Genomic DNA, 24,968 nt, shown 5'->3' with positions numbered 1-24,968 from the left:
GCTGTTTACGGTTTTACGACGCTAACGACAGTTCAGACTTTCCCGCGTGCTGCGCCAGCCACTCGCTGATACGCGCCTGCTGCTCGGCATTCAGCCACATACCTTGTTTGGTCCGGCGCCAGATAGCGTCGTCCAGACGGCGTACCCACTCGTGTTCTACCAGATAGCGCAGCTCGGCTTCATAAAACTCGTGGCCGAAATCTTCGCCCAGATCGGCAAGTGAAGTCGCTTCGCCGAGGATCCACTCGCTATTGCTGCCGTAAGTCCGCGCATAGTGGCGGGCCATCGATTCGCTAATGAACGCGAAGCGCCGGCGCAGCTTCGCCGCGTAGTCGTCACGATCGCCGCCGATATCGCCGCCGGGCAGTACCGCGGTTTTGGTCCATGCCGGGCCGATGCCTTTGTAGTAAGGCGTCAGTTTTTCCAGCGCATGCTCGGCCAGCTTACGATAGGTCGTGAGCTTGCCGCCAAAGACCGACAGCAGCGGAGCCTGTCCGTTTTCATCGTGAATATCGAGAGTGTAATCACGGGTGATCGCCTGCGGTGAGTCGGATTCATCGTCGCACAGCGGGCGCACGCCGGAGTAGGTCCAGACAATATCGTCCCGCGTGAGCGTCTTTTTAAAGTGGGCGTTATAGACGTTCAGCAGATAGTTAATCTCTTTACCGTCGATCGCCACGGCTTTTGGGTCGCCTTTATATTCAACGTCAGTGGTGCCGATGATGGAGAATTCATCCATCCACGGGATCACAAAAACAATACGCTTATCTTCATTTTGCAGGATATAGGCCTGCTTCTGCGCATGCACGCGCGGTACGACGATATGGCTGCCCTTAATCAAACGGATACCGTAAGGTGAGCGCAGGTGCATCCCTTCGTCGAAGAACTGTTTAACCCACGGGCCGGTGGCGTTAACCAGACCGCGCGCCTGCCAGGTAAACCTCTCGCCGCTATCAATATCTTCCGCTTCAACAATCCACAAACCGTTTTCACGTTTTGCCGAGATGGCGCGGGTACGGGTACGCACTTCTCCGCCTTTACGCACAACCATCTGGGCGTTGGCCAGCACCATGCGTGCATCGTCGACCCAGCAGTCGGAATATTCGAAACCGCGCACGATTTCAGGTTTAAGTACCGATTCTGTGCCAAAACGCAACCCGGTTGAGCTGGGTAAACTGGTGCGCTTGCCCAGATGATCGTACATAAACAGGCCAATGCGGATCATCCACGCCGGGCGCAGGTGCGGACGATGCGGTAAACGAAAGCGCATCGGAAAGGCGATGTGCGGGGCCATTTTTAACAATACTTCACGTTCGGCCAGCGCTTCGCTCACCAGGCGGAACTCATAGTGTTCAAGGTAGCGCAGCCCGCCGTGAATCAGCTTTGAGCTGGCGCTGGATGTGGCGCAGGCCAGATCGTTCGCCTCCAGCATCAGCACGGATAAACCACGCCCTGCGGCGTCTGCCGCGATACCGGCACCGTTGATGCCTCCCCCTATCACAATCAGATCTTTGGTTTCCACGCTCGCCACCTCTTACACTTTCGTTTAAGCTCATAAATGTTCGATATCGCTCAATATAGCAAACAATCGCGCTATTGGTAACATCAAAAAAACATTTCAGAGTGATGCGTGTAACATATTGGCGTTTATTTAGCGCCAGGCTGTACACTAGACGCTAAAATCCAGGGCGTTTCGCCGCCTGCCTGTATATCCGTATATAAAGAAGAGAGCTTATGGATCGCTTTGAATGTATTAACGTAGAAGAAGCCCACCAGAAAATGCACCAGCAGACGGCAGTGCTGGTCGATATTCGCGACCCGCAAAGCTATGCGATGGGCCACACGCCGGGCGCATTTCATCTGACTAACGATACGCTGGGCGCGTTTATGCGCGACAACGATTTTGATACGGCGGTCATGGTGATGTGCTATCACGGCAACAGCAGCAAAGGCGCCGCGCAGTATCTGCTTCAGCAGGGCTACGACAAGGTTTATAGCGTGGATGGCGGGTTTGATGCCTGGCATCGGCATTTCCCGGCGGAAGTCGCGCATGGCGCACTTTAGGCGTTAGCGTCGGTTGTGGCTATAATATCTCCCTTTGTGTGGAATAAGCGATCCGCTGCATGTTAATGATTACCTCTTTTGCCAACCCGCGCGTGGCCCAGGCGTTTGTCGACTATATGGCGACGCAGGGGATTATTCTGACTATTCAGCAGCATACGCAGAGCGATATCTGGCTGGCCGATGAGTCCCAGGCCGGACGCGTGCAGGCCGAGCTGGCCCGTTTTCTGGAAAATCCCGCCGATCCGCGTTACCTCGCCGCCAGCTGGCAGTCGGGGCACACCAACAGCGGGCTGCACTACCAGCGCTTCCCCTTTTTAGCGACGCTTCGCCAAAACGCCGGGCCGTTTACCTGGAGCGTGCTTATCGCCTGCATCGCCGTCTTTGTCCTGCAAACGGTCATTGGCGATCGGCCGGTCATGCTGCTGCTGGCCTGGCCCTACGATCCTTCGCTGAAATTTGAAGTCTGGCGCTACTTTAGCCATGCGCTCATGCACTTCTCGCTGATGCATATTCTGTTCAACCTGCTATGGTGGTGGTACCTCGGCGGAGCGGTAGAAAAGCGCATTGGCAGCGGCAAGCTGGTGGTGATTACCGTAATCAGCGCCTTGCTGAGCGGCTTTGTTCAGCATCAGTTTAGCGGACCGTGGTTTGGCGGACTGTCCGGCGTGGTCTATGCGCTAATGGGCTATGTCTGGCTGCGAGGCGAGCGCGATCCGCAGAGCGGCGTTTATTTACAGCGCGGCTTGATACTCTTCTCTTTAGTGTGGTTAATTGCTGGCTGGTTTGATGTTTTCGGCATGTCGATTGCGAACGGCGCGCACGTGGCCGGTCTGGTGACCGGGCTGGCGATGGCGTTTGTTGATACGCAGAATGTGCGAAAACGAACGTAGAGATTCCCAGGGATATTTCATGAAACAAACACAACGTCATGACGCGATTATCGAGCTGGTAAAAAAACAGGGATACGTCAGTACCGAAGAGCTTGTCGAGCAGTTTGCCGTCAGCCCGCAGACCATTCGCCGCGATCTGAATGACTTAGCCGATCAGAAAATGATCCTGCGTCATCACGGCGGCGCCGCGCTTCCTTCCAGCTCGGTGAATACTTCCTGGCACGACAGGAAATCGACCCAGACCCAGGAAAAAGAGCGCATCGCCCGCAAGGTGGCGAGTGAAATCCCCGACGGCGCGACGCTGTTTATCGATATCGGTACCACGCCGGAAGCGGTAGCCCATGCGCTGCTTAACCATAACGATCTGCGTATCGTCACCAATAACCTCAACGTCGCCAATACGTTGATGGTGAAAGAGGACTTCCGCATTATCCTTGCCGGCGGCGAGCTGCGCAGCCGGGATGGCGGTATCATCGGTGAAGCCACCCTGGACTTTATCTCCCAGTTTCGTCTTGATTACGGCATTCTCGGCATCAGCGGTATCGACACCGATGGCTCACTGCTGGAGTTCGACTACCATGAAGTGCGCACCAAGCGGGCGATTATTGAAAACTCCCGTCACGTGATGCTGGTCGTTGACCATTCTAAGTTTGGCCGTAACGCGATGGTCAATATGGGCAGCATCAGTATGGTTGATGCGGTCTACACCGATGTAATGCCGCCGGCCGGCGTGCTGAAGGTGATTACCGACAATAATCTTCAGCTGGAGCTGTGCTGATTCATTAACATTTCCCGCGGCAGACCAACGCGCGCTGCACGGCGTGATGCCGCGGGTGATACGTCACTCGCTTATCTCCGGTGATGGAGAGGGAGAACGCCAGGCGGAGGGATATTTTCCGCCGGCGATGAATCAGGGTGGCGATGCATAAGGCCAGCCGATAGCGGCTTATACGCCGTATCCCATCATTTTCAACAGCTGCTGGGCATGCTGAACGGCATCCTGGCGGTGCGCCACGCCCAGCTTCTGATACAAATTGCGAATATGCGTTTTGATGGTGGTGGCGGCCACGTCCAGCTCACCGGCGATCTGCTCGTTGCTGTAGCCGGAATAGATGAGCCCCAGCACCTGCCATTCGCGCTGGGTCAGCGGGCTGGTACGGATAAGTTCCGGCACTTCCGGATGGTTCAGCAGCCGCTCGACGAAGCTCTCGTCAAAGTGGGCGAACTTATGGCGATGATGCTGGTTGATATCGCGCAGAATACGCTGGGCGCGGTGCTGCTCCAGCTCCGGCAGCGTATTGAGCTGAATCAGCTGGCGCAGCTGCTGCGCCATCGCTTCGCCTTCAATGACAAAATGATTGATAAACCCGGTGCGGTTAGCGAGGGTGAGCGCTTCCAGCAGCGCTTTCTGCGCTTCGCTCTTACGCCCGGCCTGCCAGTAGAGCTGGTTGAGCAGCAGCAGGTTGCGGTTCAGATCGCTCATCAAACGCAGCGAGCGGGCGTTATCGTTTAACTCATCCAGCACCATTTCGGCGGAATCAAAATCGCCGAGCAGAATTTGCGCGCGGGCGATATTGCGCCACTGGCTCTGCAGGAAGTGGTTATTGGCGAACTCCGGTTTTGGCGTCTGGCGCAGCCAGTTCGCCGCGGCGGCCTTGTCGCCGATCATCTGCCAGTAGATCACCCGCACTTTATCGGCATTGGATACCCAGTCGCTATGGTAATGACCGTTGCCCAACAGGTTTTCCAGGCGATTCAAATGGCTGCGGGCGTTATCCAGATCGCCGCGCGCCAGCGAGCATTGCACCATCAGCGTCAGGCACTGCAGCTGCTGCTGCGGTTGATAGGAGGAGAGTACGTTCATGCCGCTGCGCGCGGAGGTTTCCGCTTCATCCAGCCGCGCCCAGGCCCACAGCAGCTGGGAACGAATACGCAGCAGGAACTCATGCATCGGCAGCTGTTCCAGATGCTGTTCGCGAATGAGCTGGAACGCTTTTTCCTGAATTTCCCAGGCGGCCTGCAGGAAGCCCTGCGCGAAGAGAATTTCGCTTTGCTGGATCATGCTCCATAACGCGTAGTGCCAGACGTCATGACGGCGGGCCATCTGTTCCGTCTGCTGCATGACCGCCAGCGATTTGCTCAGCTGGCCTTTGCAGTGCAGAACTTCGCCGTGTACGGATGTGGCAACGATACGGCTGTAGTAGCTGGCCAGCGGCAGTTCATCAAGGGCCACCATCGCCAGGCGCTCGGCTTCGTCCTGATCGCCGGCGTTGATCGCCACCTGGGCACGAAGGGCGTTGAAATCACCGTGCATGGCGGTGTCCATTTCTGTATCCATCTCCTGCTCGGCGCGCGCCAGCAGGGTATTGACTTCGCTATAGCGGTGCTGGCTCTGCATCAGCCAGGCCTGCAAAAGAATCAAACGCGGGTTTTCCAGCAGGTTTGACCACGGCAGCGCGGCGAGGGACTGTTCCAGCAAACTCAGCTCGCTGTGGTTAAACATGCCCCACGCGTGGTTGAGCAGAATATCGCGCAGCATTTTGGCGTCGCCCGCGGCCAGGGCGTGATGAATCGCTTCGCTCGGGAAGCCTTGGGCCATCCAGCTCTCAGCGGCCGCACGGTGAATTTCCGGCAGTTCGACCGCCAGCTCCCACTGGCAGCGCTGGCGCAGGAAGTTGCCGAATAGCGGATGGTAGCGGAACCATTCGCCGGAGTCGTCCATCCGTTGCAGGAATAATCCCTGACGCTCAATTTCTTCCAGCTGCATCTGTCCATTCTCTTCGCCGGTGACGCGGACGATGAGCGCATCGTTCATCGAGCGCAGCAGCGAGCTTTTCAGCAGGAAGTTACGCGTCCGCGGGTCAACGTTATCCAACACCTCATCGACCAGATAGTCAGAAAGATGGCTGGCGTTTATACCGGCAAGACGGCGGGCGGAGTGATGGGCGGAAGTATTGTTCTGACGCGCCGAGAGGGCAATCAGCTGCAGCGCGGTGGCCCAGCCGGCAACATCGTCGCACAGCCTTTTGCTATCGTCGGCCTCAATAGGCGAACTGAGACGACAGTCGAAAAACTGTTTCGCTTCCTGATGGGTAAAAGCCAGCTGTTGGCTGCCGATCTCCAGTAGCTGATCGCGCACGCGCAGGTTGGCGATGCCCAGCTGCGGCAGATTACGCGACAGCACCACCAGCGTCATATTTTCCGGCTGATGGCGGAGGAAGAAACGCATCGCATCATGAATAACCGGATTGGTGATCAGATGATAATCATCAATCACCAGGAATAACGGGCGCTGCCAGTCGGCCAGCTCAATAAACAGTTGCGCAAAGAGAGAGGGCAGGCTGGCGTACTGGCGCTTTTGCACCATCGCTTCGCTGGCCGCACAGTGGCCGCCGGTGGCCTGCTGAACGGCGGCGATAAGATAGCTGGCAAAACGCTCCTGTTGGTTATCGCCTTCATCCAGCGAGAACCAGCCGAGATCGTTTTTCCCCGCAGCCCATTGAGAAACGAGCGTGGTTTTACCGTATCCAGCCGGACTGGTCACCAACGCGAGACGATAATTGTTCGCGCCGGAAAGTTTCGCCAGCAATCGCTCACGAACCACAGTGTGTTCAAGGCGGACCGGGCGACTTAATTTAGACGGAATCAACATAGTTCTTCATTTCGCTGTGCAAGGGAGGAATTGCGAATTTTTTTGCGCTTCGTAATTAATATCCAATAAGGTCGGCCATAATGAATTTTATTGCAAGTTATGTCCGAGTTTTATGCTCTTGAATTTGCTCTATGTCACAAATTTGCATAGTGAGAGAAATTCATATAAATGCGCGTCAGCGGGCGCGGTTATTGGGATTGCGGAAGTTTTAGGCACGATAAGCTAATCTTTTATTACAAAATTAGTAGCTGTTTGTTTTTAATAAAATATTATCAGTGAAATCTTATAAGTCATCTTTTTGAGCTATTTCTGCATTACAGTCCGTTTATTCTGCGGATATTTACTTTTATTTGGCAATATTTACAAAACGGCGTTTTGCCCGCTTTTATCGTCCTGGCTTGTAACAAAATTGTGCGCGGGAAGCGGGCCGATTTGTGGTTCCAGCGTGGCGAATTTTGCAGCATAATTTTTGCCGGTAAGCTAACGTAATAGTGGCCACGATCACACTTTTCGCTCATCCCTGCTACTCCTCCCCGGCTAATCCCTGGCGGGATGAGGACGTGACTCCGGGAGGTCGGCACACTAACGCTAACGTTTTAGTAAAGGACCCGGATTACTTATGTCACAGACTTCTTTTAACAAAGCTCAGTTTCAGGCTGCACTGACGCGTCAGTGGCAGCATTTTGGTTTACAGTCCGCTTCCGAGATGACCCAGCGTCAATGGTGGCGCGCCGTAAGCGGCGCGCTGTCCGAGCTGTTGTCGGCTCAGCCGGTAGCAAAAGCGACCGAAGGACAGCGCCACGTAAACTATATCTCAATGGAGTTTTTGATTGGTCGCCTGACCGGCAACAACCTGCTCAACCTCGGCTGGTATCAGCAGGTCAGCGATGAGCTTCAGGCGCATGACGTTAACCTGACCGACCTGCTGGAAGAGGAAATCGACCCGGGCCTGGGCAACGGCGGCCTCGGTCGTCTGGCGGCATGTTTCCTTGATTCAATGGCCACCGTGGGACAATCGGCGACCGGCTACGGCCTGAACTACCAGTACGGCCTGTTCCGCCAGTCTTTCGCTGACGGTCAGCAGATGGAAGCGCCGGATGACTGGGGGCGTAATAGCTACCCGTGGTTCCGCCACAACGAAGCGCTGGACGTGCAGGTTGGCCTCGGCGGTAAAGTGACCAAAGGCGGTGAGTGGGTTCCGGCATTCGTCATTACCGGGGAAGCCTGGGATCTGCCGGTGCTGGGCTACCGCAACAACGTGGCTCAGCCGCTGCGCCTGTGGCAGGCTAAACACGCGCATCCGTTTAACCTGACCAAATTCAACGACGGTGATTTCCTGCGTGCTGAACAGCAGGGCATTGACGCCGAAAAACTGACGAAAGTTCTCTATCCGAACGATAACCATCAGGCGGGTAAAAAACTGCGTCTGATGCAGCAGTACTTCCAGTGCGCCTGTTCGGTCGCCGATATTCTGCGTCGCCATCACCTGGCGGGCCGTAAGCTGGCGGAGCTGGCGGATTATGAAGTTATCCAGCTTAACGATACTCACCCGACGATTGCGATTCCGGAACTGCTGCGCGTACTGATTGATGAGCATCAGCTGAGCTGGGACGAGGCCTGGGCGATTACCAGCAAAACCTTCGCGTATACCAACCACACCCTGATGCCGGAAGCGCTCGAGTGCTGGGATGAGAAGCTGGTAAAAGCGCTGCTGCCGCGCCACATGCAGATCATCAAAGAGATTAACGATCGCTTTAAAACGCTGGTCGATAAAACCTGGCCCGGCGATAAGCAGGTATGGGCGAAACTGGCGGTGGTGCACGATAAACAGGTTCGCATGGCGAACATGTGCGTGGTCAGCGGCTTTGCGGTTAACGGCGTGGCCGCGCTGCACTCCGACCTGGTGGTGAAAGATCTGTTCCCGGAATATCACCAGCTGTGGCCGAATAAATTCCATAACGTCACCAACGGCATTACCCCGCGCCGCTGGATCAAACAGTGCAACCCGGCTCTGGCCGCGCTGCTGGATAAAACGCTGAAGAAAGAGTGGGCCAACGATCTCGACCAGCTGATCAACCTCGAAAAATATGCCGATGACGCGAAGTTCCGTCAGACGTATCGCGACATTAAGCTGGCCAACAAGGTTCGTCTGGCGGAGTTTGTGAAGCGGCGTACCGGTATCGAGATCAACCCGCAGGCGATTTTCGATATCCAGATCAAGCGTCTGCACGAGTACAAACGTCAGCACCTGAACCTGCTGAACATTCTTGCGCAGTACAAAGAAATTCGTGAGAACCCGCAGGCGGACCGCGTACCGCGCGTGTTCCTGTTCGGTGCGAAAGCGGCGCCGGGCTACTACCTGGCGAAGAATATTATCTGGGCGATCAACAAGGTTGCCGCCGCGATCAACAACGATCCGCTGGTCGGCGATAAGCTGAAAGTGGTGTTCCTGCCGGACTACTGCGTCTCGGCGGCGGAAATGCTGATCCCGGCGGCGGATGTCTCAGAGCAGATCTCAACGGCGGGTAAAGAGGCCTCCGGTACCGGCAACATGAAGCTGGCGCTGAACGGCGCGCTGACCGTGGGAACCCTTGACGGGGCGAACGTGGAAATCGCTGAGCAGGTAGGCGAAGAAAACATCTTTATCTTCGGTCATACCGTGGAAGAAGTGAAAGCGCTGAAGGCCAAAGGCTACGATCCGCTGAAATGGCGTAAGAAAGACAAGCTGCTGGACGCTGTGCTGAAAGAGCTGGAGAGCGGTAAATACAGCGATGGCGATAAGCATGCTTTCGACCAGATGCTGCATAGTCTGCTGAAAGGCGGCGACCCGTACCTGGTGCTGGCGGATTTTGAAGCCTACGTGGCGGCGCAGAAGCAGGTTGATGAGCTGTATCGCGACCAGGAAGCCTGGACGCGCGCGACGATTCTGAACACCGCGCGCTGCGGCATGTTCAGCTCCGACCGCTCGATTCGCGATTATCAGCAACGTATCTGGCAGGCAAAACGCTAAGGACAGGCCTATGGAGACTAAACGCCTTGATAACGCAGCCCTGGCGGCGGGAATAAGCCCAAGCTATATCAACGCGCACGGTAAGCCGCAGTCCATTGCTGCGGCCACTAAGCAGCGGCTGCTTGATGCGATGCATCGTACCACTGTCACCCCGAAGGTGGCGGTTAACCCGCTGCCAGCGGTGCAGGTATTCACCCACGGCAAAAAGATGTCTCTGCCGGTAGCGGGCCAGGGGGAGTTCCACTGGATCCTCACCACCGAAGAAGGGAAACAGTATCAGGGCCAGGCGCGCGGCGGTGAAACGCTGCCGCTGCCGGCAAGATTACCGGAAGGGTACCATACGCTGACGCTGACTCAGGACGGCGATCGCTGGCACTGCCGGGCGATCGTCGCGCCCGCGCGCTGCTACGAACCGCAGGCGCTGAAGGATGGCCAGAAGCTGTGGGGAACCTGCGTGCAGCTGTATACGCTGCGCTCGGAGAAGAACTGGGGGATTGGCGACTTCGGCGATTTACGCGCGATGCTACCGGAAATCGCCCGCCGGGGCGGCTCGTTTATCGGACTTAACCCGATTCACGCCCTCTATCCGGCTAACCCGGAGAGCGCCAGTCCGTACAGCCCCTCTTCGCGCCGCTGGCTCAACGTTATCTATATTGACGTCAATGCGGTAGAGGATTTCCGTCACAGCAAAGAGGCGCAGAAATGGTGGCATTCACCGGCTACGCAGCAGACTTTACAGGCGGCGCGTCAGACCGATGATGTTGACTATACCGCCGTGACCACCCTCAAGCTCACCGCGCTGCGCATGGCCTGGAAAGGTTTTTCCGCGCGCAACGATGAGGCGATGGCGGAGTTCCGCCAGTTTGTCACGCGCGAGGGCGACAGCCTGTACTGGCAGGCGGCGTTTGACGCGCTGCACGCCTGGCAGGTTAAGCAGGATCCGATGCGCTGGGGCTGGCCCGCGTGGCCGAAGGCTTATCAGGATACCGATAGCCCGGAGGTTAAAGCGTTCTGCGCCGAACATGCCGACGAGGTGAATTTTTACCTGTGGCTGCAATGGCTCGCTTACACCCAGTTCGCCGCGTGCTGGCATACCAGCCAGAACGATTCCATGCCGATCGGCCTGTATCGTGACCTGGCGGTGGGCGTTGCGGAAGGCGGGGCTGAGACCTGGTGCGATCGCGAACTGTACTGCCTGAAGGCTTCCGTCGGCGCGCCGCCGGATATCCTCGGCCCGCTGGGGCAAAACTGGGGCCTGCCGCCGATGGATCCGCATATCATGGTGGCGCGCGCCTATGAGCCCTTCGTCGAGCTGCTGCGCGCGAATATGCAAAACTGCGGGGCGCTCCGCATCGATCACGTGATGTCGGTACTGCGTCTGTGGTGGATCCCTTACGGCGAGACGGCCGATCATGGCGCCTATGTGCAGTATCCGGTAGACGATCTGTTGTCGATTCTGGCGCTGGAGAGTAAGCGTCATCGCTGTATGGTGATCGGCGAGGATCTGGGAACCGTACCGGTTGAAATCGTCGGCAAGCTGCGTAAAAGCGGCGTTTACTCCTACAAAGTGCTCTATTTCGAAAATGACCACGAAAAGACTTTCCGTGCGCCGAAGGCGTATCCGGAGCAATCAATGGCTGTGGCTACGACGCATGACCTGCCAACGCTGCGCGGCTACTGGGAAAGCGGCGACCTGACGCTGGGTAAATCGCTCGGCCTGTATCCGGATGAGGTGGTACTGCGCGGACTGTATCAGGATCGCGAGCTGGCGAAGCAGGGGTTGCTGGATGCTCTGCACCGCTACGGCTGTCTGCCGAAGCGTACCGGGCATAAAGCGTCGCTGATGGCGATGACGCCGACCCTGAATCGTGGGATGCAGCGCTATATCGCCGACAGCAACAGCGCGCTGCTGGGCCTGCAGCCGGAGGATTGGCTGGTGATGGCCGAGCCGGTCAATATTCCCGGGACCAGCACCGAGTATCCAAACTGGCGTCGTAAGCTTTCCACCACGCTTGAGGCGATGTTTGCCGATGAGCAGGTGAATAAGCTGATTAAGGATCTGAATAAGCGGCGTAAGGCGGCAAGTAAGAAGAAGCCTGCCTGATGTAAGCCTAAAAAAAGCCGGGAAGCGATTCCCGGCTTTTTCATATCTGCGGACCTGATTAGCGTTTCGGCCCTGCGGCCACCAGCGCAGCGCCCGCTGGCGTATCGGTGTACTTCTCGAAGTTCTCAATAAACAGCTTCGCCAGCTGCTCCGCTTTCTCCTGCCACTGCTCTGGCGAGCCGTAGGTGTTGCGCGGGTCGAGGATATGGGTATCCACCCCCGGCAGCTCGGTCGGGATCTGCAGCTCAAACATCGGCAGAGTGAAGGTTTCGGCATTGTCCAGCGAACCATCAAGAATCGCATCGATTATGGCGCGGGTATCTTTGATCGAGATACGTTTGCCGGTGCCGTTCCAGCCGGTGTTGACCAGATAGGCCTGGGCGCCGGAAGCCTGCATACGTTTCACCAGCACTTCTGCGTACTGCGTCGGGTGCAGCGACAGGAAGGCGGCGCCAAAGCAGGCGGAGAAGGTTGGCGTCGGCTCCGTGACGCCGCGCTCGGTACCGGCCAGCTTGGCGGTGAAGCCAGACAGGAAGTGGTACTGGGTCTGGTCGGCGGTCAGACGAGAAACCGGCGGCAGAACGCCAAACGCGTCGGCGGTCAGGAAGATAACCTTGGTGGCATGACCGGCTTTGGAGATGGGCTTAACGATGTTCTCGATATGATTGATCGGATAAGAGACGCGGGTGTTTTCGGTCTTTGAACCGTCGTTAAAATCGATGGTGCCATCGGCCAGCACGACCACGTTCTCCAGCAGCGCATCGCGGCGAATCGCATGATAAATATCCGGCTCCGCGGCTTCGGAAAGCTTAATGGTCTTAGCGTAGCAGCCGCCTTCGAAGTTGAATACCCCGTCGTCATCCCAGCCGTGTTCATCATCGCCAATCAGGCGGCGTTTCGGATCGGTAGAGAGGGTGGTCTTGCCGGTACCGGAAAGGCCGAAGAAGATAGCGACATCCTCTTTTTCCCCGACGTTGGCGGAGCAGTGCATGGAAGCGATGCCCTTCAGCGGCAGCAGGTAGTTCATGATCGAGAACATCCCTTTTTTCATTTCGCCGCCGTACCAGGTTCCGCCGATAAGCTGGATGCGCTCGGTCAGATTGAACGCGACGAAGTTTTCGGAGTTCAGACCCTGTTCTTTCCACTGCGGGTTGGTGCACTTAGCGCCGTTCATCACGATGAAATCCGGCTTGAAGTTCGCCAGCTCTTCATCGCTTGGGCGAATAAACATGTTCTTCACGAAATGCGCCTGCCAGGCGACTTCGGTAATAAAGCGGACGCTCAGGCGGGTGTCGGCGTTGGCGCCGCAGAAGGCGTCAACGATAAACAGGCGCTTGCCGGAGAGCTGGCGGGTCACCAGCCCCTTCAGGTGCTGCCACGTTTCCTCAGAAAGCGGCTTGTTGTCGTTCTTACCTTTGCCTTTATCGGCCCACCACACGGTATCGCGGGTGGTGTCGTCACGAACGATATACTTATCTTTTGGAGAACGGCCGGTAAAAATACCGGTATCTACGGCGATTGCACCAAGATTTGTTAATACGCCACGTTCATAACCTTGAAGATTGGGGGCGAGCTCTTCCTGATACAAAGTATCGTAGCTGGGGTTATGGACGATATCCTGGACGTCATTGATACCATAAGCCTTGAGATCCTGCGGGGTTAAACCATTATTAACGCGCATGTCACTGCTCCTTAGCCAATATGTACTGCTTTAAATTGTAGGGTTTATTACGGGGTATAGACCGCGACCAGGCTCATAGATTTACGTATCTCGACAAACGGCGGACTTACGAAAAACGTTGTGACTCCTGTCACGAGGCGCAGGGGATTATCTCAGGAATTAGGGCTACAGTGGGGGTAGATGTTTCTTAATGGTTAAAAAGTAATTAAAAAAACTGTTGAAATGTGAATGTAATCGCTTACCTGAAAGAAAATTACGTAACTCTTTCATGGGGAATCGATTCACCACGCGAAGAAAAATTGTTGACGCCAGGCGCGAGGAGGAAAACCGCGCCTGACAAAGTGAGGATTAGTGGATTTGCGGGTCGGCCGGGGAGGCGTTGTTACGAATTTCGGCGATATCCATCGCATTAAAGATGTAATGATTACCGCAATAGTCGCAGTGCATATCGATTTCTCCTTCGTCGGCCAGGATGCTATCGATCTCCTCATCCGGCAGCGTTTTCAGCGCGCCGGCGCAGCGCTCGCGGGAGCAGGTGCATTTAAACTCAACGCCCTGCGGCTCGTATACGGTAACTTCTTCTTCGTGATACAGGCGCCAGAGCACATCGTTTGCGGGCAGGGTAAACAGCTCTTCAGCTTTGATGGTTTCGGTCAGCGTGCTCAGATGTTCGAAATCAGCCGCCTGCGCGTCCTGCGCCGGCAGAACCTGCAGCAGCATGCCGCCGGCCATCGGTTTACCTTCGTGTTCACCGCTACGGATAATCAGTCGGGTTGGCAGCTGTTCGGAGCGCTGGAAGTAATCTTCGAGGCAGGCCGCCAGCGTATCGCCTTCAAGACCGACCACCCCCTGATAGCGCTCGCCCTCTTCCGGAGAGATGGTAATGACCAGATATCCGTTGCCGACCATGGTTTTCAGGTCCGCCCCTTCCGGGATCTCACCCTGGGTGCGGGCGACACCGCGCATCTGCTGCTGGTTGTTGCCGTTGATCACCGCCAGCGACAGCGGGCCATCGCCCTGCAGCTGAACGGTAATATCGCCCGCGAACTTCAGCGTGGCGGTCAGCAGGCTGGTGGCGACCAGCAGTTCCGCCAGCACGGTTTTCACCGGCTGCGGGTAGCTATGGTTGGTCAGAATCTGTTCTAAAGTTTCTGAAACTGTTACCAGCTCACCGCGTACGGCATAGTTTTCAAACAGATAGCGGTGTAATTGATCGTGTTGAGTCATAATCATCTCTCTTGCGGGCCACAGTTATTCACTATCGCCGTGTTTAAATCTCATCAGGTCGCGCCGCTCTTTCTTATCCGGTCGCCTGTCGGGATGCGGCATGGTTAAGGCGTTCATTTTGCGCGCCAGCGCCACTTTCTCGCGTTTCTCGATGCTCTCAGCCGTCTCTTCATAAAGCGCGACGGCTTCACTGGCGGGTCTGCGCTGTTCGGTAATGCCTTTTACCACGATGGTGCGTTCGTCATTGCCCTGGCGGAGCATCAGGGTCGCATTCAGCTCGACTACCTTTCCCGGCTTACTGCGCTGTCCGTTATAGTGCACCTTGCCGCCTTCAATCATCTCGCGCGCCAGCGCACGGGTTTTATAAATGCGGGCTGCCCACAACCATTTGTCCAGCCTGACGGCTTCGACGGGTTTTTCTTTCATGGCCTCTCCTGTAGGGTCAGCGAGGGGATCAGGTGCCGGTAATCGTTCAACCCTGGATGGCGAGCGTAGCTTTTTTCCGCCAGCCCGGAGTCGGGATTGGTGATACCGAGGCAATAGCGGATGCCGTACTCCGCCGCCGCGTCCAGAATTGCCTCGTTATCATCGACGAACAGCGTATTGCGCGCGTCGAAGCCGGTTTCTTCAGCTACCGCGTGCCACAGCCGCTGATCCTCTTTCGGATAACCAAATGTGTGGGTGGAAAGCAATAAATCAAGGTGCGCGTCCAACCCGGTATGCTTTAGCTTCACCGCCAGATTATGCGGATGGGCGTTGGTCAGCAAAATCCGCCGTTTACCGCTGGTTTTAAGCGCCTCAAGGAACGGCACGGTATCTTCACGCAGCGCGGCCCTTGGCCCCTGCTCGCTGGTCATCGCACAAATATCCAAACCCAGTCGCTCGCTCCAGTAGTCCAGGCAGTACCAGTTTAGCGTATGTTGTACCGCATGATACTCCTGGCGCATCGCGTCTCTGGCTTCCTGCAGGTTGAGCCCCCGCGCGGCGCCCCAGGTTTCCGGAACCAGTTTTTGCCAGAAGTAGTTGTCGAAGGCGAGGTCGAGTAGCGTGCCGTCCATATCCAGCAGAACGGTATCAACCTCTTGCCAGGCGATATCAAAATGCATGGTCAGTCTCCAGCGAGGGGGAAAATTGCGCGACAGGTTATCACACCCCGTCGCGCAGAGAATTATTCTTGCGGGTCGGGTGAGGAAAGCAGAACCGGATTCAGGCAGCTTTCATAGTATTTCTGGATCTCTTCCTGTCGCTGGCGATGGCGCTGATAGCGACGAAAAGCCTGGATACCGTGATACGCCGAACAGCCCAGCATGGCCAGCAGCAGCAGCGTTGTGCCGAGGTAACGCCACAGACCGGAGCGGTCAGGAATACGATGCAGGTTGATATGCTGCGTGCCGTTGGCGTCGGTGTAAAGATTGGTGACGATGCCTTCTGCCTGGAACGGCGTGTGCATTAGCATACCCGCCAGACGCTGCAGTTCGCTCCATTGCTGGTGGGCAGGGAAGTCGTATAAGCCGGTGCCTGGCCACGGCTGGTTCACCAGGTCGCTGCCTTCATCGCTGGCAATCAGGAAACCGCCGGGCGCCGGGCTATTCAGCGCCTGCGCCGCGCGCGAGGTTTCACGGCTGATGAACGGCGCGGTGGAGGTGGTGACCAGGTTCTCCAGCGACTCCGCGCTTACCGGGCGTAACAGGACGTTGACGCCGTCCAGTTTGCCGGCGCTGGCGCGTTTGGTCAGGGCTTCCCAGTTGCGGGTGTTGCCGAGGTTAACCAGCGCATTCTTCAAACGAACGCAATCGTCTTTCGCTGAGCACAGGTCGTTGGTTTTTGTGACGATATCGCCAAAGTCATCCAGCAGCACCATGCCTGACTTCTGAATGGCGGAACGCAGCGCCGGGCTGACGCGCGAATCGTCATCGGATTCGGGATGGAGCTGGCGCTGGACGGTCTGCATCAGGGCGGTGGCCTTACTGACGATATCTGATTCCGGCAGCGGCAGGGGAGGGGCATCATTCCAGACGATTTGCGAACAATCGAACGGCATAAACGGCGAGTTTTCTTTTGCCGTCCAGGCGCCCGGCGAGTGGATGTTGCACATTCCTGTGCCTTTCAGGCGCAGCGTGTCGCCGATGCGAATCTTTGACTTCTCCAACTGGGCAACCGTCGTGGCTTCGATAGTTTGCGCGCCCTTGAGCCATGAAAGGGTGAATTTAAAAGGCATATTCAGCGGTACGCTGGCCCACAGCATCACGACGATCAGCAGCGCGCCGAGGGCGATAATCGCGCTGCGGAGCCAGTACTGAAGCGGGAAGTTTTTGACCTCATCATGCAGCGACAGGAAGCGCCCCTGGCGGACAACGTGGCGGCTGAGGTAGATATCGATATCCGTTTGCTGGCCGAGGTCCTGCGCAATCCATGGTTGCCAGTGGCGCGGGTAGATAAGGTCGATAATGCCGAGGGAAATATTATTGATATGTTCCTGGTTATTTTCGCCAAACAATCCCCAGCGTTTCGGCATGCCGCGCAGGCAGTGAATTTCCCGCAGCGATGTTTGGCGCGGGGGAGCGTAGATCCCCCATACGCCTGCCAGCAGCAGGAGTAACCCGCCGCCCAGCAGCCAGGGCGAAAAAACGTTCGGGGTTATCAGGCTGCAATAAAACAGCAGGAAAGCGGCAACCACCAGAATGGCTTCGCGCAGACTCTCAGGGCGGCTGAGCGCATGCTCTTCCGGTGTTTCCTGGCGGATGTTCAGCAGCTCAATTTGCTCGCTCTCTTCCCCGCGGATGGATGCCTGAGGCACCGCGGCTTTTTCAAGCGCAAACCCCCGAGATTCCTGCGGATAGTCGCTGAGCGTTTGCCCATTGAGAGCAATCACCAGCGGAAGGCTATCGGTGGAGATTAACTCGACGCTGTTTTCATCATTGATATGTTGCTCCCAGAAGGGAGGTAGATGAATTTCAACTGAATCAAGGAAGTAGCGCCATTTATTGAGGTCATCGGTGGTGATGCCGTAGCGCGTAATGGCGCGGGTGACGCTATAAACGGTGCCGCTCTGTTCGTTCAGCGTCAGGTTGACCGGCGCGGTGCTGGCGCCAGACGCCGGCAACTGCTGGTTGCGGCTGAGGCTTTCGAGGTATTTTTCAACGGCGCTGCGCTCTTCATCGGAAAGCTTGCGCGTCGCGGCATCGCTAAAGGCGTGCAGCAGCGGCAGGCGACGACGTCTTGTATGCGTGCGATACCACCAGCCGATAAGCAATGCGCAGATTAGCAGAGCTAACAAAAATATCAGAAAGGTGCCCATGCCCATCCCATCATAGTTATTCTTTTCTTACTGGTATCGTCGGTTGCCATGCATCAATGGAGGTAAAACAGCCGTCGAAATCGGCACTTATTACGTCAACGGGAGAAAATCTATTATGCAATGCAGCAGCATACAACCTTATCAAAAGCGTTAAAATCCAGGAATCAGTATATTCTCAAATACCGTTCAACCTATTGACTTTTTAGTCTTTGTGATACCAGTGGTCAAGACGAAAAAGTTGCAATTATGTAAATTAGTGGCGATTAGGATTGCCGAAACCGTGCTGCGTATCGCACAATGACCGCTGTAATCACAGCATAGACCGATGACAATGAGCAAATCATTACAAAAACCCACCATTCTCAATGTTGAAACAGTCGCGCGCTCGCGCCTTTTTAATGTTGAAAGCGTGGACCTTGAGTTCAGCAACGGCGTGCGCCGGGTGTATGAACGGATGCGGCCTTCTACCCGTGAAGCCGTGATGATTGTGCCGATTGTCGATGACCATATAATCCTGATTCGCGAATATGCAGTTGGTACGGAGTCCTATGAGCTGGGTTTTTCAAAAGGCCTGATCGATCCGGGCGAAAGCGTACTGGAAGCCGCCAACCGTGAGCTGAAAGAAGAGGTTGGGTTTGGCGCGCAAAAGCTGACGTTTTTGAAAAAGCTGAGCATGGCCCCGTCCTACTTCTCCAGCAAGATGAATATCCTGGTGGCGGAAGACCTTTATCCGGAGTCGTTGCCCGGCGATGAGCCCGAGCCGCTGCCGCAGGTGCGCTGGCCGCTGTCGCAGCTGATGACGCTGCTTGATGAAGAAGATTTCAACGAAGCGCGTAACGTTAGCGCGCTTTTTCTGCTGCGCGAATGGCTGCAGGCGCAAGGGCGGCTGTAGCGCCTCTCTCAGATAAAAAAAGCGCCCGCAGGCGCTTTTTTTGTCAGAACAGTTCGTGGGTCTCGCCCCCGCCATCGGTAATGGTGGTGCCGACTTCATGAACCGCCTGTTGGGTCGGCTGGGTGCCGTCAATAAAGTACTCGGCGCGGCTGTTACCGCCGCTGGCCAGCTGGCCGGTGCTGCGATCGATGTTCACCGTAATAATACCCGGCGGCGGCGTTAGCGGCTCTTCCGGTACGCCTTCCAGCACCCTTTTCATAAAGTCATCCCAGGCCGGCTGGGCGCTTTTAGCGCCGCCTTCATAGCCGGATATCTGATCTTTGATTGCTCCGGAGGCGGTGGTGCGGCCCAGATCGCGGCGGTGGTCATCAAAGCCAATCCATACCGACGTTACGACGCCAGGACCATAGCCTGAGAACCACGCATCTTTTGAACTGTTGGTGGTCCCGGTTTTGCCGCCGATATCGTGACGCTGCAGGTCGCGGCCCGCCCGCCAGCCGGTACCCATCCAGCCCGGTTCGCCGAAGATGTTGGTGTTCAGGGCGCTTTTAATCAGGAACGCCAGCGGCGTGTTGATCACGTGCGGCGCGTACTCCGGAGCGCCACTTTGCGCCACCAGAGACTGGTTCGCCTGCGCAAGCTGCGGCTGTGGAGGAACGCCGGGGTTTTGCGGGTCCTGTGAGGTCGCGACGTCCTCAACATCTTTATTATCCAGTACATCAGACTTCGGCGTATCGCCGTAAATCACCGGAATATCGCACTGTGGGCAGGCAACTTTTGGCCGCTCTTCAAAAATGACACCGCCCTGATCGTTCTCGATTTTGCTGATGAAATAAGGGCTCACCAGGAAACCGCCGTTAGCCATCACCGAATAACCGCGAGCAACCTGAAGCGGGGTGAAAGAGGCTGAACCCAGCGCCAGCGATTCGGTCCGAACGATGTTCTGTGCCGGGAAGCCAAAGCGCTGGAGATACTCAGCCGCGTAGTCCACGCCCATGGCCCGCATCGCGCGAACCATCACCACGTTCTTTGATTGACCCAGCCCCTGACGCAGGCGGATAGGGCCCGCATACTGCGGCGGTGAGTTTTTGGGGCGCCAGTCGGAGCCGGAGCCGGCATCCCAACGTGAAATTGGCACATCGTTGAGCATGCTCGCCAGCGTTAAGCCTTTATCCATTGCTGCAGTGTAGAGGAACGGCTTAATGTTAGAACCGACCTGGCGCAGCGCCTGTGTCGCACGGTTGAACTTGCTCTGGTTGAAATCGAAGCCGCCAACTAGCGCAATGATCGCCCCGTTTTGCGGGTTGATCGAGACCAGCGCTGAGTTGACATCCGGCACCTGCGACAACCACCAACTGCTACCCACCTGACGTACCCAGACCTGTTGCCCGGTCTGCACCACATCGTTTACTTTACGCGGCGTGGCGCCCTGCTGGGTATCAGAAATAAACCGACGCGCCCAGCGGACGCCTTCCATATTCAGCGACACCGAGGTTCCATTGCTCATTAGCGCGACGGCTTCCTGCGGATTTGCCGACGTGATGACCGCCGGCGAGAGCGGTCCGGTATTCGGGGTTTTTTTCAGCGTATCGAGGATTTTCTGGTTATCCCACGGCGTTTCACCCACCTTCCACAGCACCTTGTCCGGGCCGCGATAGCCGTGGCGCATGTCGTAATCCAGCACGTTTTTACGCACGGCCTCCTGGGCCGACTGCTGATTTTTACGGGTAATGGTGGTGTAGACGCGATAACCGTCTTCATAAGCCTGCTCGCCGTAGCGGCTGACCATTTCCTGACGCACCATTTCGCTGAGATACGGGGAGGAGAAGGCGATTTCCGGCGTATGGTAGCTGGCGTCAATCGTCTGGCTACGCGCCTGATCGTACTGCGACTGCGTGATGTAGCCTTCGCTCAGCATCCGTGAGAGAACAACGTTGCGGCGGGCGGTTGCACGATCCATGGAGTAGAGCGGGTTAAACGTCGAAGGCGCTTTAGGCAGGCCCGCAATGACCGCCATCTCGCTCAGCGTCAACTGGTCGACGGATTTACCGAAATAGACCTGCGCGGCCGCGCCGACGCCGTAGGCGCGGTAGCCAAGATAGATTTTGTTCAGGTACAGCTCAAGGATTTCATCTTTATTGAGCAACTGCTCGATGCGGATCGCGAGGAAGGCTTCTTTTACCTTACGCATCAACGTCTTTTCAGGGCTCAGGAAGAAGTTGCGCGCCAGCTGTTGAGTAATCGTACTGGCTCCCTGAGAGGCGTGACCGGAGAACATCGCGACGCTGGCGGCGCGGAAAATCCCGACCGGGTCAACGCCATGATGCTCATAAAAACGGCTGTCTTCGGTGGCGATAAACGCTTTTATCAGCTCTGGCGGCATTTGCTGTAGCGTGACGGGAATACGGCGTTTCTCGCCATATTGCGCAATCAGCTCACCATCCGCGCTATAGACCTGCATCGGGATCTGCAGGCGCACATCCTTCAGGGTTGCGACGTCGGGGAGCTGGGGCTCTATATATTTATAGAGACCAAAAATCGAGCCTGCTCCCAGCAGTACGCAACATACTGCAAGGATAAAAAGATACTTTACGAACTTCACCGGAGATTTCTCATTTAGTTTTCATTGGGCAGTTTATAAACAAACGCGCAGTAGTATAAAGGCAAGCCTGGAGCATTGATATAGCGAAGCATATCGGCGGATAAGGAGATCGTAAGCATGGCGTTTAGAAACTGGCGCATAGGAATGCATATCCAGCAGGACCATATTGCTATTGTCGCGTTATTACATGAGCGCTCACGCTGGGCGCTACGCCGCTGGTGGAGTATCCCGCTCATGCCCGGTAGCGTGCGGCAGGGAATGGTGGTGGACGTTGAATCGCTGGCCCGCCAGCTGCAAAGCTGGCGGCGGGAGCTGCCTTTGCAGCATCAGGTCTGTATCGCCTTCCCGGCGGCGCGAACCCTGCAAAAGCAGCTCCCGCGCCCGCAGATTTCATTAAGAGAAAGCGAACAGGCGACCTGGATTGCCAGCGCGATGGCGCAGCAGCTGGAAATGCCCGCATCTTCGCTATGCGTTGATTATGCGCAAACCGGAGCGGTTGATGGCTGGCGGGTTACCGCCGCGCAGCGGTTGGACGTTAACCTTCTGTGCCGCCTGGCAAGTCGACTCAAGCTGAGGGTGGTGGGGATTGTGCCGGATGCCAGCGCGCTTAGCGCCTTTCTCCCCTGGCAACCTGATGACGTTCAGGGGCTGGCCTGGCGTGACGAAGCGAGCTGGCTTTGGGCCACCGCCGATAGCTGGGGATGCTGTCCGTGCAGCGACGCTCCCTCTTTTCCAGACCTGGTATCCCGGGTGAATGGCGGTACGTTTCGCCTCTGCGCCTCCGCATCGCCCGACGGGCGGAATTTTGACGCCTGGAGCGCTATCCATCGCCTGCAGCCCCCGCTCCCGGCACGTGGCGATAGCTTTACCGTTGCCCTCGGCCTGGCGCTGGGAGCGCGTCAGTCATGAGCCATATAGTCAACTTCCTTCCCTGGCGCGAAACGCGTCGACGGCAACGTCTGCAGATGGCGGGGCTGCTGATTCTTGGTTTGCTGCTTATTCTGCTGGCGGCGCTCCTCACTTCACGGCTCAACCAGCGGGTCAGCCACTCGCTTGAAACCGCGAAGATTAGCGCTGAAGAGCAGCTGTATACCGCCTTTCAGCAGCGTGAGCGCGCCATGCGCCAACGGTTACAGCAGCAGGAACAACGACGCCTGCGCGCTCTGCGGCGGGAGAAAACCGCCGCGTGGCAGTCGAGGTTGCAGGCGATAGCGGCGCTTATGCCGGAACACGCCTGGTTAACCCAACTGGAATACCGCCAGAATACCCTGGTACTGAGCGGACTCACGTTGCATCTAAAGGGGCTGGCTGAGCTTGAAAAAGCGCTGGGGAGTGTTGCCGGCTTGCGTCCGCCAAAGGCGGGAGAAACGCACCGCGACGGTGAAGGGCGCTGGTTATTTCACTTTTCCATGGCCGGAGAGGACGACAATGCGGGTTGAGATTGAACGCTGGCTGACGGGGCGCAAAAGCCTGTTAACAATACCTGTCGTCCTGGTTCTCATTGCCGGAGTCTGGGGATGGCTACTGCAGCCCCCCCAACCAGACATTAACGCGGGCGGCACGCCGCGCATACAAGCACAGTGGCGCAAATTGTTGCCGCTGCGGGCTGCGCTACAAAACGTTGGTATTGATGAGCAACAAACCCAGGTTTTCTCTCCCATTGACCTCCCGGTGACGGGCGCTGCACTTATGGACTGGCGGCCGATAGGGCGCGGTGGCGAGATGCAGCTGGCGGTTGACTGGCAAGCGGTACCGGCGCTTTTTTCCTGGCTGGCCCGCTGCGGGATGCGCGCCACGGCTTTCTCAATGCAGCCGGAAAATCAGGCTCTACGGCTGATCCTGCAACTGGAGGCGGAAGATGCGCCGTAAAGGCTGGTGTTTACTGCTGTTTCCTCTGCCGCTGCTGGCTGCGGAACGCGATCCCTTTCAGCCTCCGGTCGATAGTTGCCGGACTGCGCAGCTTAATCAATGGCGCTACGGTGGGGCGATAGGCGATCCGCGAGAGTTGATTGGCATCCTGCAGGATAGCGCCGGGAAATGGCGCCGCGTGAGGGATGCGGAGACGCTGCCTACAGGCTGGCGGGTGACGCTTCTGACATCTGAAAAAATGGCTATATCAACCAGCGCCGGGTGTGAACCCGCGCAGTGGGTCTGGCTGCGAAAGGGAATAAAGAATGATGCGATGGATAAGCCTGCTGTTTCTACTCCTGCCGATGATGGTCGACGCGGTAAAAAAGGATCTTCCCGTGTCGCTGGTCGTCGATGATGCGCCGGTGGCCCAGGTACTCCAGTCGTTGGCGGAGCTAAAGCAAAAAAATCTCGTGGTGGCGCCGGACGTCAGCGGAACGGTATCTCTCCAACTGAAGGAAGTGCCGTGGCAGCAGGCGCTGCGATCGGTTATCGATAGCGCCGGTCTGACTCTGACCCAACAAGGCTCGGTACTGTACGTGCATACTCTGGTCTGGCAAAAGGCGCAGCAGGCACAGCTTGAGGCGGAGAGAGCAAAGCGTCTACAGAATCTCCCTCTACAGGGGCATAGCATGAGCCTGCGTTATGCTGATGTAGAGGATCTGGCCAAAGCGGGCGAAAAACTGCTGAGCGCTCGCGGGCATCTGACGGTCGATAAACGAACCAACCGCCTGTTGATTCGCGATGACGCCCAACACCTCCCGGCGTTAATAGCATGGGTTCAGGAGATGGATGTGCCTGTCGGCCAGGTTGAGCTGGCGGCGCATATTGTCTCAATGAGCGAAACCAGCCTGCGTGAACTGGGCGTGAAGTGGAGCCTGGCGGACGCCAGCAGCCCACCAGGATCCGGTAAACTGACGACCCTGAGCAGCAACCTGGCGGTAGGGGATGCCAGTACGAGGGCCGGGTTTAACATCGGCCGCATCGGCGGGCGGCTCCTGGAGCTGGAGCTTTCCGCACTTGAGCAGAAACAGAAGGTGGACATTATCGCCAGCCCCCGTCTGCTGGCTTCACATATGCAGCCCGCCAGCATTAAGCAGGGCAGCGAGATACCCTATCAGGTCTCCAGCGGCGAAAGCGGCGCGACCTCCGTTGAGTTTAAAGAGGCGGTGCTGGGGATGGAGGTGACGCCGACGGTGCTACATCACGATCGCGTGCGGTTAAAACTGAGGATCAGTGAAAATACGCCGGGCCAGGTGCTCAAACAGGAAAATGGCGAAGTGCTGGCTATCGATAAACAAGAAATAGAAACGCAGGTGGAGGTGAAAAGCGGAGAGACCCTGGCGTTAGGCGGTATCTTTGCGCAAAAAAATAAAACGTCTCGCGATGGTATTCCTCTACTTGGCGATATCCCCTGGCTTGGCCAGCTGTTTCGCCGTGACGGTAAGGATAACGAACGACGTGAACTGGTTGTCTTCATTACTCCACGTATTCTGGCAGTGCATTAAGCGGTTTTTCTTGCTAAACACGTTTCAGGTGTTTGACGTGAGGACGGATTTAGCATACAAGGGGTACCGATTTGAGAGTCGGGTACGACATCAATCCTCCCTTTCTTGTCCGGTGATTTATTCTGTTGCCAA

19 protein-coding genes are annotated in these 24,968 nt (G+C 56.7%); 11 read left to right on the top strand and 8 right to left on the bottom strand.

Going from position 1 to position 24,968, the window contains the following annotated elements; all coding sequences use genetic code 11:
* Nucleotides 1–13 precede the first annotated feature (13 nt).
* Complete coding sequence (gene glpD, locus KOSB73_RS28755; protein ID WP_024359826.1) at nucleotides 14–1,522, bottom strand: glycerol-3-phosphate dehydrogenase; 1,509 nt, start codon at nucleotides 1,520–1,522, stop codon at nucleotides 14–16.
* A gap of 212 nt (nucleotides 1,523–1,734) precedes the next feature.
* Between glpD and glpE the strand changes: the two genes are divergently transcribed.
* Genes glpE through KOSB73_RS28740 form a run of 3 tightly spaced genes read left to right on the top strand, consistent with a single transcriptional unit; the run spans nucleotide 1,735 to nucleotide 3,732 of the window.
* A complete protein-coding gene (gene glpE / locus KOSB73_RS28750) occupies nucleotides 1,735–2,064 on the top strand; it encodes a thiosulfate sulfurtransferase GlpE (RefSeq protein ID WP_004126086.1) in 330 nt (109 codons plus the stop codon).
* Between the two features lie 59 nt (nucleotides 2,065–2,123).
* Nucleotides 2,124–2,954: a rhomboid family intramembrane serine protease GlpG gene (gene glpG, locus KOSB73_RS28745; RefSeq protein WP_049100366.1), complete on the top strand. Its 831-nt coding sequence runs from the start codon at nucleotides 2,124–2,126 to the stop codon at nucleotides 2,952–2,954.
* Nucleotides 2,955–2,973: 19 nt separating this feature from the next.
* The gene (locus KOSB73_RS28740) at nucleotides 2,974–3,732 is read left to right on the top strand and encodes a DeoR/GlpR family transcriptional regulator (protein ID WP_024359827.1); all 759 of its coding nucleotides are present in this window, start codon (nucleotides 2,974–2,976) and stop codon (nucleotides 3,730–3,732) included.
* 168 nt (nucleotides 3,733–3,900) lie between these two features.
* On the opposite strand, the gene malT is transcribed toward KOSB73_RS28740, so the two are convergent.
* Nucleotides 3,901–6,606 carry an HTH-type transcriptional regulator MalT gene (gene malT / locus KOSB73_RS28735; RefSeq protein WP_004870255.1) on the bottom strand — a complete coding sequence of 902 codons (2,706 nt, stop codon included), beginning with the start codon at nucleotides 6,604–6,606 and terminating at the stop codon, nucleotides 3,901–3,903.
* 619 nt (nucleotides 6,607–7,225) lie between these two features.
* On the opposite strand from malT, the gene malP reads away from it, so the two are divergent.
* Together malP and malQ are read left to right on the top strand one after the other, a co-directional pair.
* Nucleotides 7,226–9,616: a maltodextrin phosphorylase gene (gene malP / locus KOSB73_RS28725; protein ID WP_024359828.1), complete on the top strand. Its 2,391-nt coding sequence runs from the start codon at nucleotides 7,226–7,228 to the stop codon at nucleotides 9,614–9,616.
* 10 nt (nucleotides 9,617–9,626) lie between these two features.
* Entirely contained in the window at nucleotides 9,627–11,720 is a 2,094-nt protein-coding gene (gene malQ / locus KOSB73_RS28720; protein WP_049100365.1) for a 4-alpha-glucanotransferase, read from the top strand.
* Nucleotides 11,721–11,778: 58 nt separating this feature from the next.
* Here the strand turns inward: malQ and pckA are convergent, their stop codons facing one another.
* The 5 genes from pckA to KOSB73_RS28695 form a co-directional block, all read right to left on the bottom strand.
* Entirely contained in the window at nucleotides 11,779–13,401 is a 1,623-nt protein-coding gene (pckA, locus tag KOSB73_RS28715) for a phosphoenolpyruvate carboxykinase (ATP) (RefSeq protein ID WP_004870264.1), read from the bottom strand.
* Between the two features lie 348 nt (nucleotides 13,402–13,749).
* Nucleotides 13,750–14,634, bottom strand: a complete 885-nt coding sequence (gene hslO / locus KOSB73_RS28710) for an Hsp33 family molecular chaperone HslO (protein WP_162685354.1) — start codon at nucleotides 14,632–14,634, stop codon at nucleotides 13,750–13,752.
* An 18-nt stretch (nucleotides 14,635–14,652) separates the two neighbouring features.
* Entirely contained in the window at nucleotides 14,653–15,054 is a 402-nt protein-coding gene (gene hslR, locus KOSB73_RS28705) for a ribosome-associated heat shock protein Hsp15 (protein ID WP_004126060.1), read from the bottom strand.
* The gene (gene yrfG / locus KOSB73_RS28700) at nucleotides 15,051–15,734 is read right to left on the bottom strand and encodes a GMP/IMP nucleotidase (RefSeq protein ID WP_004126058.1); all 684 of its coding nucleotides are present in this window, start codon (nucleotides 15,732–15,734) and stop codon (nucleotides 15,051–15,053) included. Before yrfG ends, hslR begins: the two co-directional genes overlap by 4 nt.
* Nucleotides 15,735–15,796: 62 nt before the next feature.
* A complete protein-coding gene (locus KOSB73_RS28695; protein WP_098141362.1) occupies nucleotides 15,797–17,926 on the bottom strand; it encodes an intracellular growth attenuator family protein in 2,130 nt (709 codons plus the stop codon).
* Nucleotides 17,927–18,257: 331 nt separating this feature from the next.
* Here KOSB73_RS28695 and nudE point away from each other — a divergent pair, with 331 nt between their 5' ends.
* Nucleotides 18,258–18,818, top strand: coding sequence for an ADP compounds hydrolase NudE (nudE, locus tag KOSB73_RS28690; RefSeq protein ID WP_004854946.1), 561 nt, complete (start codon nucleotides 18,258–18,260; stop codon nucleotides 18,816–18,818).
* Nucleotides 18,819–18,861: 43 nt separating this feature from the next.
* Here nudE and mrcA read toward each other — a convergent pair whose 3' ends face one another.
* Complete coding sequence (gene mrcA, locus KOSB73_RS28685; RefSeq protein ID WP_064371551.1) at nucleotides 18,862–21,420, bottom strand: peptidoglycan glycosyltransferase/peptidoglycan DD-transpeptidase MrcA; 2,559 nt, start codon at nucleotides 21,418–21,420, stop codon at nucleotides 18,862–18,864.
* 117 nt (nucleotides 21,421–21,537) lie between these two features.
* Between mrcA and KOSB73_RS28680 the strand changes: the two genes are divergently transcribed.
* Genes KOSB73_RS28680 through hofQ form a run of 5 tightly spaced genes read left to right on the top strand, consistent with a single transcriptional unit; the run spans nucleotide 21,538 to nucleotide 24,836 of the window.
* Nucleotides 21,538–22,329, top strand: a complete 792-nt coding sequence (locus KOSB73_RS28680) for a type IV pilus biogenesis protein PilM (protein ID WP_024359833.1) — start codon at nucleotides 21,538–21,540, stop codon at nucleotides 22,327–22,329.
* On the top strand, nucleotides 22,326–22,859 hold the full coding sequence (locus tag KOSB73_RS28675; RefSeq protein WP_024359834.1) for a PilN domain-containing protein: 534 nt from the start codon (nucleotides 22,326–22,328) through the stop codon (nucleotides 22,857–22,859). Before KOSB73_RS28680 ends, KOSB73_RS28675 begins: the two co-directional genes overlap by 4 nt.
* Nucleotides 22,849–23,289: a HofO family protein gene (locus KOSB73_RS28670; RefSeq protein WP_004132255.1), complete on the top strand. Its 441-nt coding sequence runs from the start codon at nucleotides 22,849–22,851 to the stop codon at nucleotides 23,287–23,289. The genes KOSB73_RS28675 and KOSB73_RS28670 overlap by 11 nt, the downstream gene beginning before the upstream one ends.
* On the top strand, nucleotides 23,279–23,686 hold the full coding sequence (locus KOSB73_RS28665) for a HofP DNA utilization family protein (RefSeq protein WP_004132254.1): 408 nt from the start codon (nucleotides 23,279–23,281) through the stop codon (nucleotides 23,684–23,686). The genes KOSB73_RS28670 and KOSB73_RS28665 overlap by 11 nt, the downstream gene beginning before the upstream one ends.
* Nucleotides 23,595–24,836, top strand: a complete 1,242-nt coding sequence (gene hofQ / locus KOSB73_RS28660; RefSeq protein ID WP_049087555.1) for a DNA uptake porin HofQ — start codon at nucleotides 23,595–23,597, stop codon at nucleotides 24,834–24,836. Before KOSB73_RS28665 ends, hofQ begins: the two co-directional genes overlap by 92 nt.
* The last annotated feature ends 132 nt before the right edge of the window (nucleotides 24,837–24,968 follow it).

The sequence above is a fragment of the Klebsiella grimontii genome (assembly GCF_900200035.1).
In the GTDB taxonomy this organism is placed as follows: domain Bacteria; phylum Pseudomonadota; class Gammaproteobacteria; order Enterobacterales; family Enterobacteriaceae; genus Klebsiella; species Klebsiella grimontii.
Note: the sequence above shows the minus strand (reverse complement) of the source record. Positions and strands in the feature narration are given on the sequence as shown.

Coding starts and splice junctions, on each gene's coding strand:
- hofQ (WP_049087555.1), top strand. CDS start 23,595: ATGATGCGATGGATAAGCCTGCTGTTTCTACTCCTGCCGATGATGGTC.
- malT (WP_004870255.1), bottom strand. CDS start 6,606: ATGTTGATTCCGTCTAAATTAAGTCGCCCGGTCCGCCTTGAACACACT.
- KOSB73_RS28695 (WP_098141362.1), bottom strand. CDS start 17,926: ATGGGCACCTTTCTGATATTTTTGTTAGCTCTGCTAATCTGCGCATTG.
- nudE (WP_004854946.1), top strand. CDS start 18,258: ATGAGCAAATCATTACAAAAACCCACCATTCTCAATGTTGAAACAGTC.
- KOSB73_RS28665 (WP_004132254.1), top strand. CDS start 23,279: ATGCGCCGTAAAGGCTGGTGTTTACTGCTGTTTCCTCTGCCGCTGCTG.
- pckA (WP_004870264.1), bottom strand. CDS start 13,401: ATGCGCGTTAATAATGGTTTAACCCCGCAGGATCTCAAGGCTTATGGT.
- KOSB73_RS28680 (WP_024359833.1), top strand. CDS start 21,538: ATGGCGTTTAGAAACTGGCGCATAGGAATGCATATCCAGCAGGACCAT.
- malQ (WP_049100365.1), top strand. CDS start 9,627: ATGGAGACTAAACGCCTTGATAACGCAGCCCTGGCGGCGGGAATAAGC.
- malP (WP_024359828.1), top strand. CDS start 7,226: ATGTCACAGACTTCTTTTAACAAAGCTCAGTTTCAGGCTGCACTGACG.
- yrfG (WP_004126058.1), bottom strand. CDS start 15,734: ATGCATTTTGATATCGCCTGGCAAGAGGTTGATACCGTTCTGCTGGAT.
- hslO (WP_162685354.1), bottom strand. CDS start 14,634: ATGATTATGACTCAACACGATCAATTACACCGCTATCTGTTTGAAAAC.
- hslR (WP_004126060.1), bottom strand. CDS start 15,054: ATGAAAGAAAAACCCGTCGAAGCCGTCAGGCTGGACAAATGGTTGTGG.
- glpG (WP_049100366.1), top strand. CDS start 2,124: ATGTTAATGATTACCTCTTTTGCCAACCCGCGCGTGGCCCAGGCGTTT.
- KOSB73_RS28740 (WP_024359827.1), top strand. CDS start 2,974: ATGAAACAAACACAACGTCATGACGCGATTATCGAGCTGGTAAAAAAA.
- KOSB73_RS28675 (WP_024359834.1), top strand. CDS start 22,326: ATGAGCCATATAGTCAACTTCCTTCCCTGGCGCGAAACGCGTCGACGG.
- KOSB73_RS28670 (WP_004132255.1), top strand. CDS start 22,849: ATGCGGGTTGAGATTGAACGCTGGCTGACGGGGCGCAAAAGCCTGTTA.
- glpE (WP_004126086.1), top strand. CDS start 1,735: ATGGATCGCTTTGAATGTATTAACGTAGAAGAAGCCCACCAGAAAATG.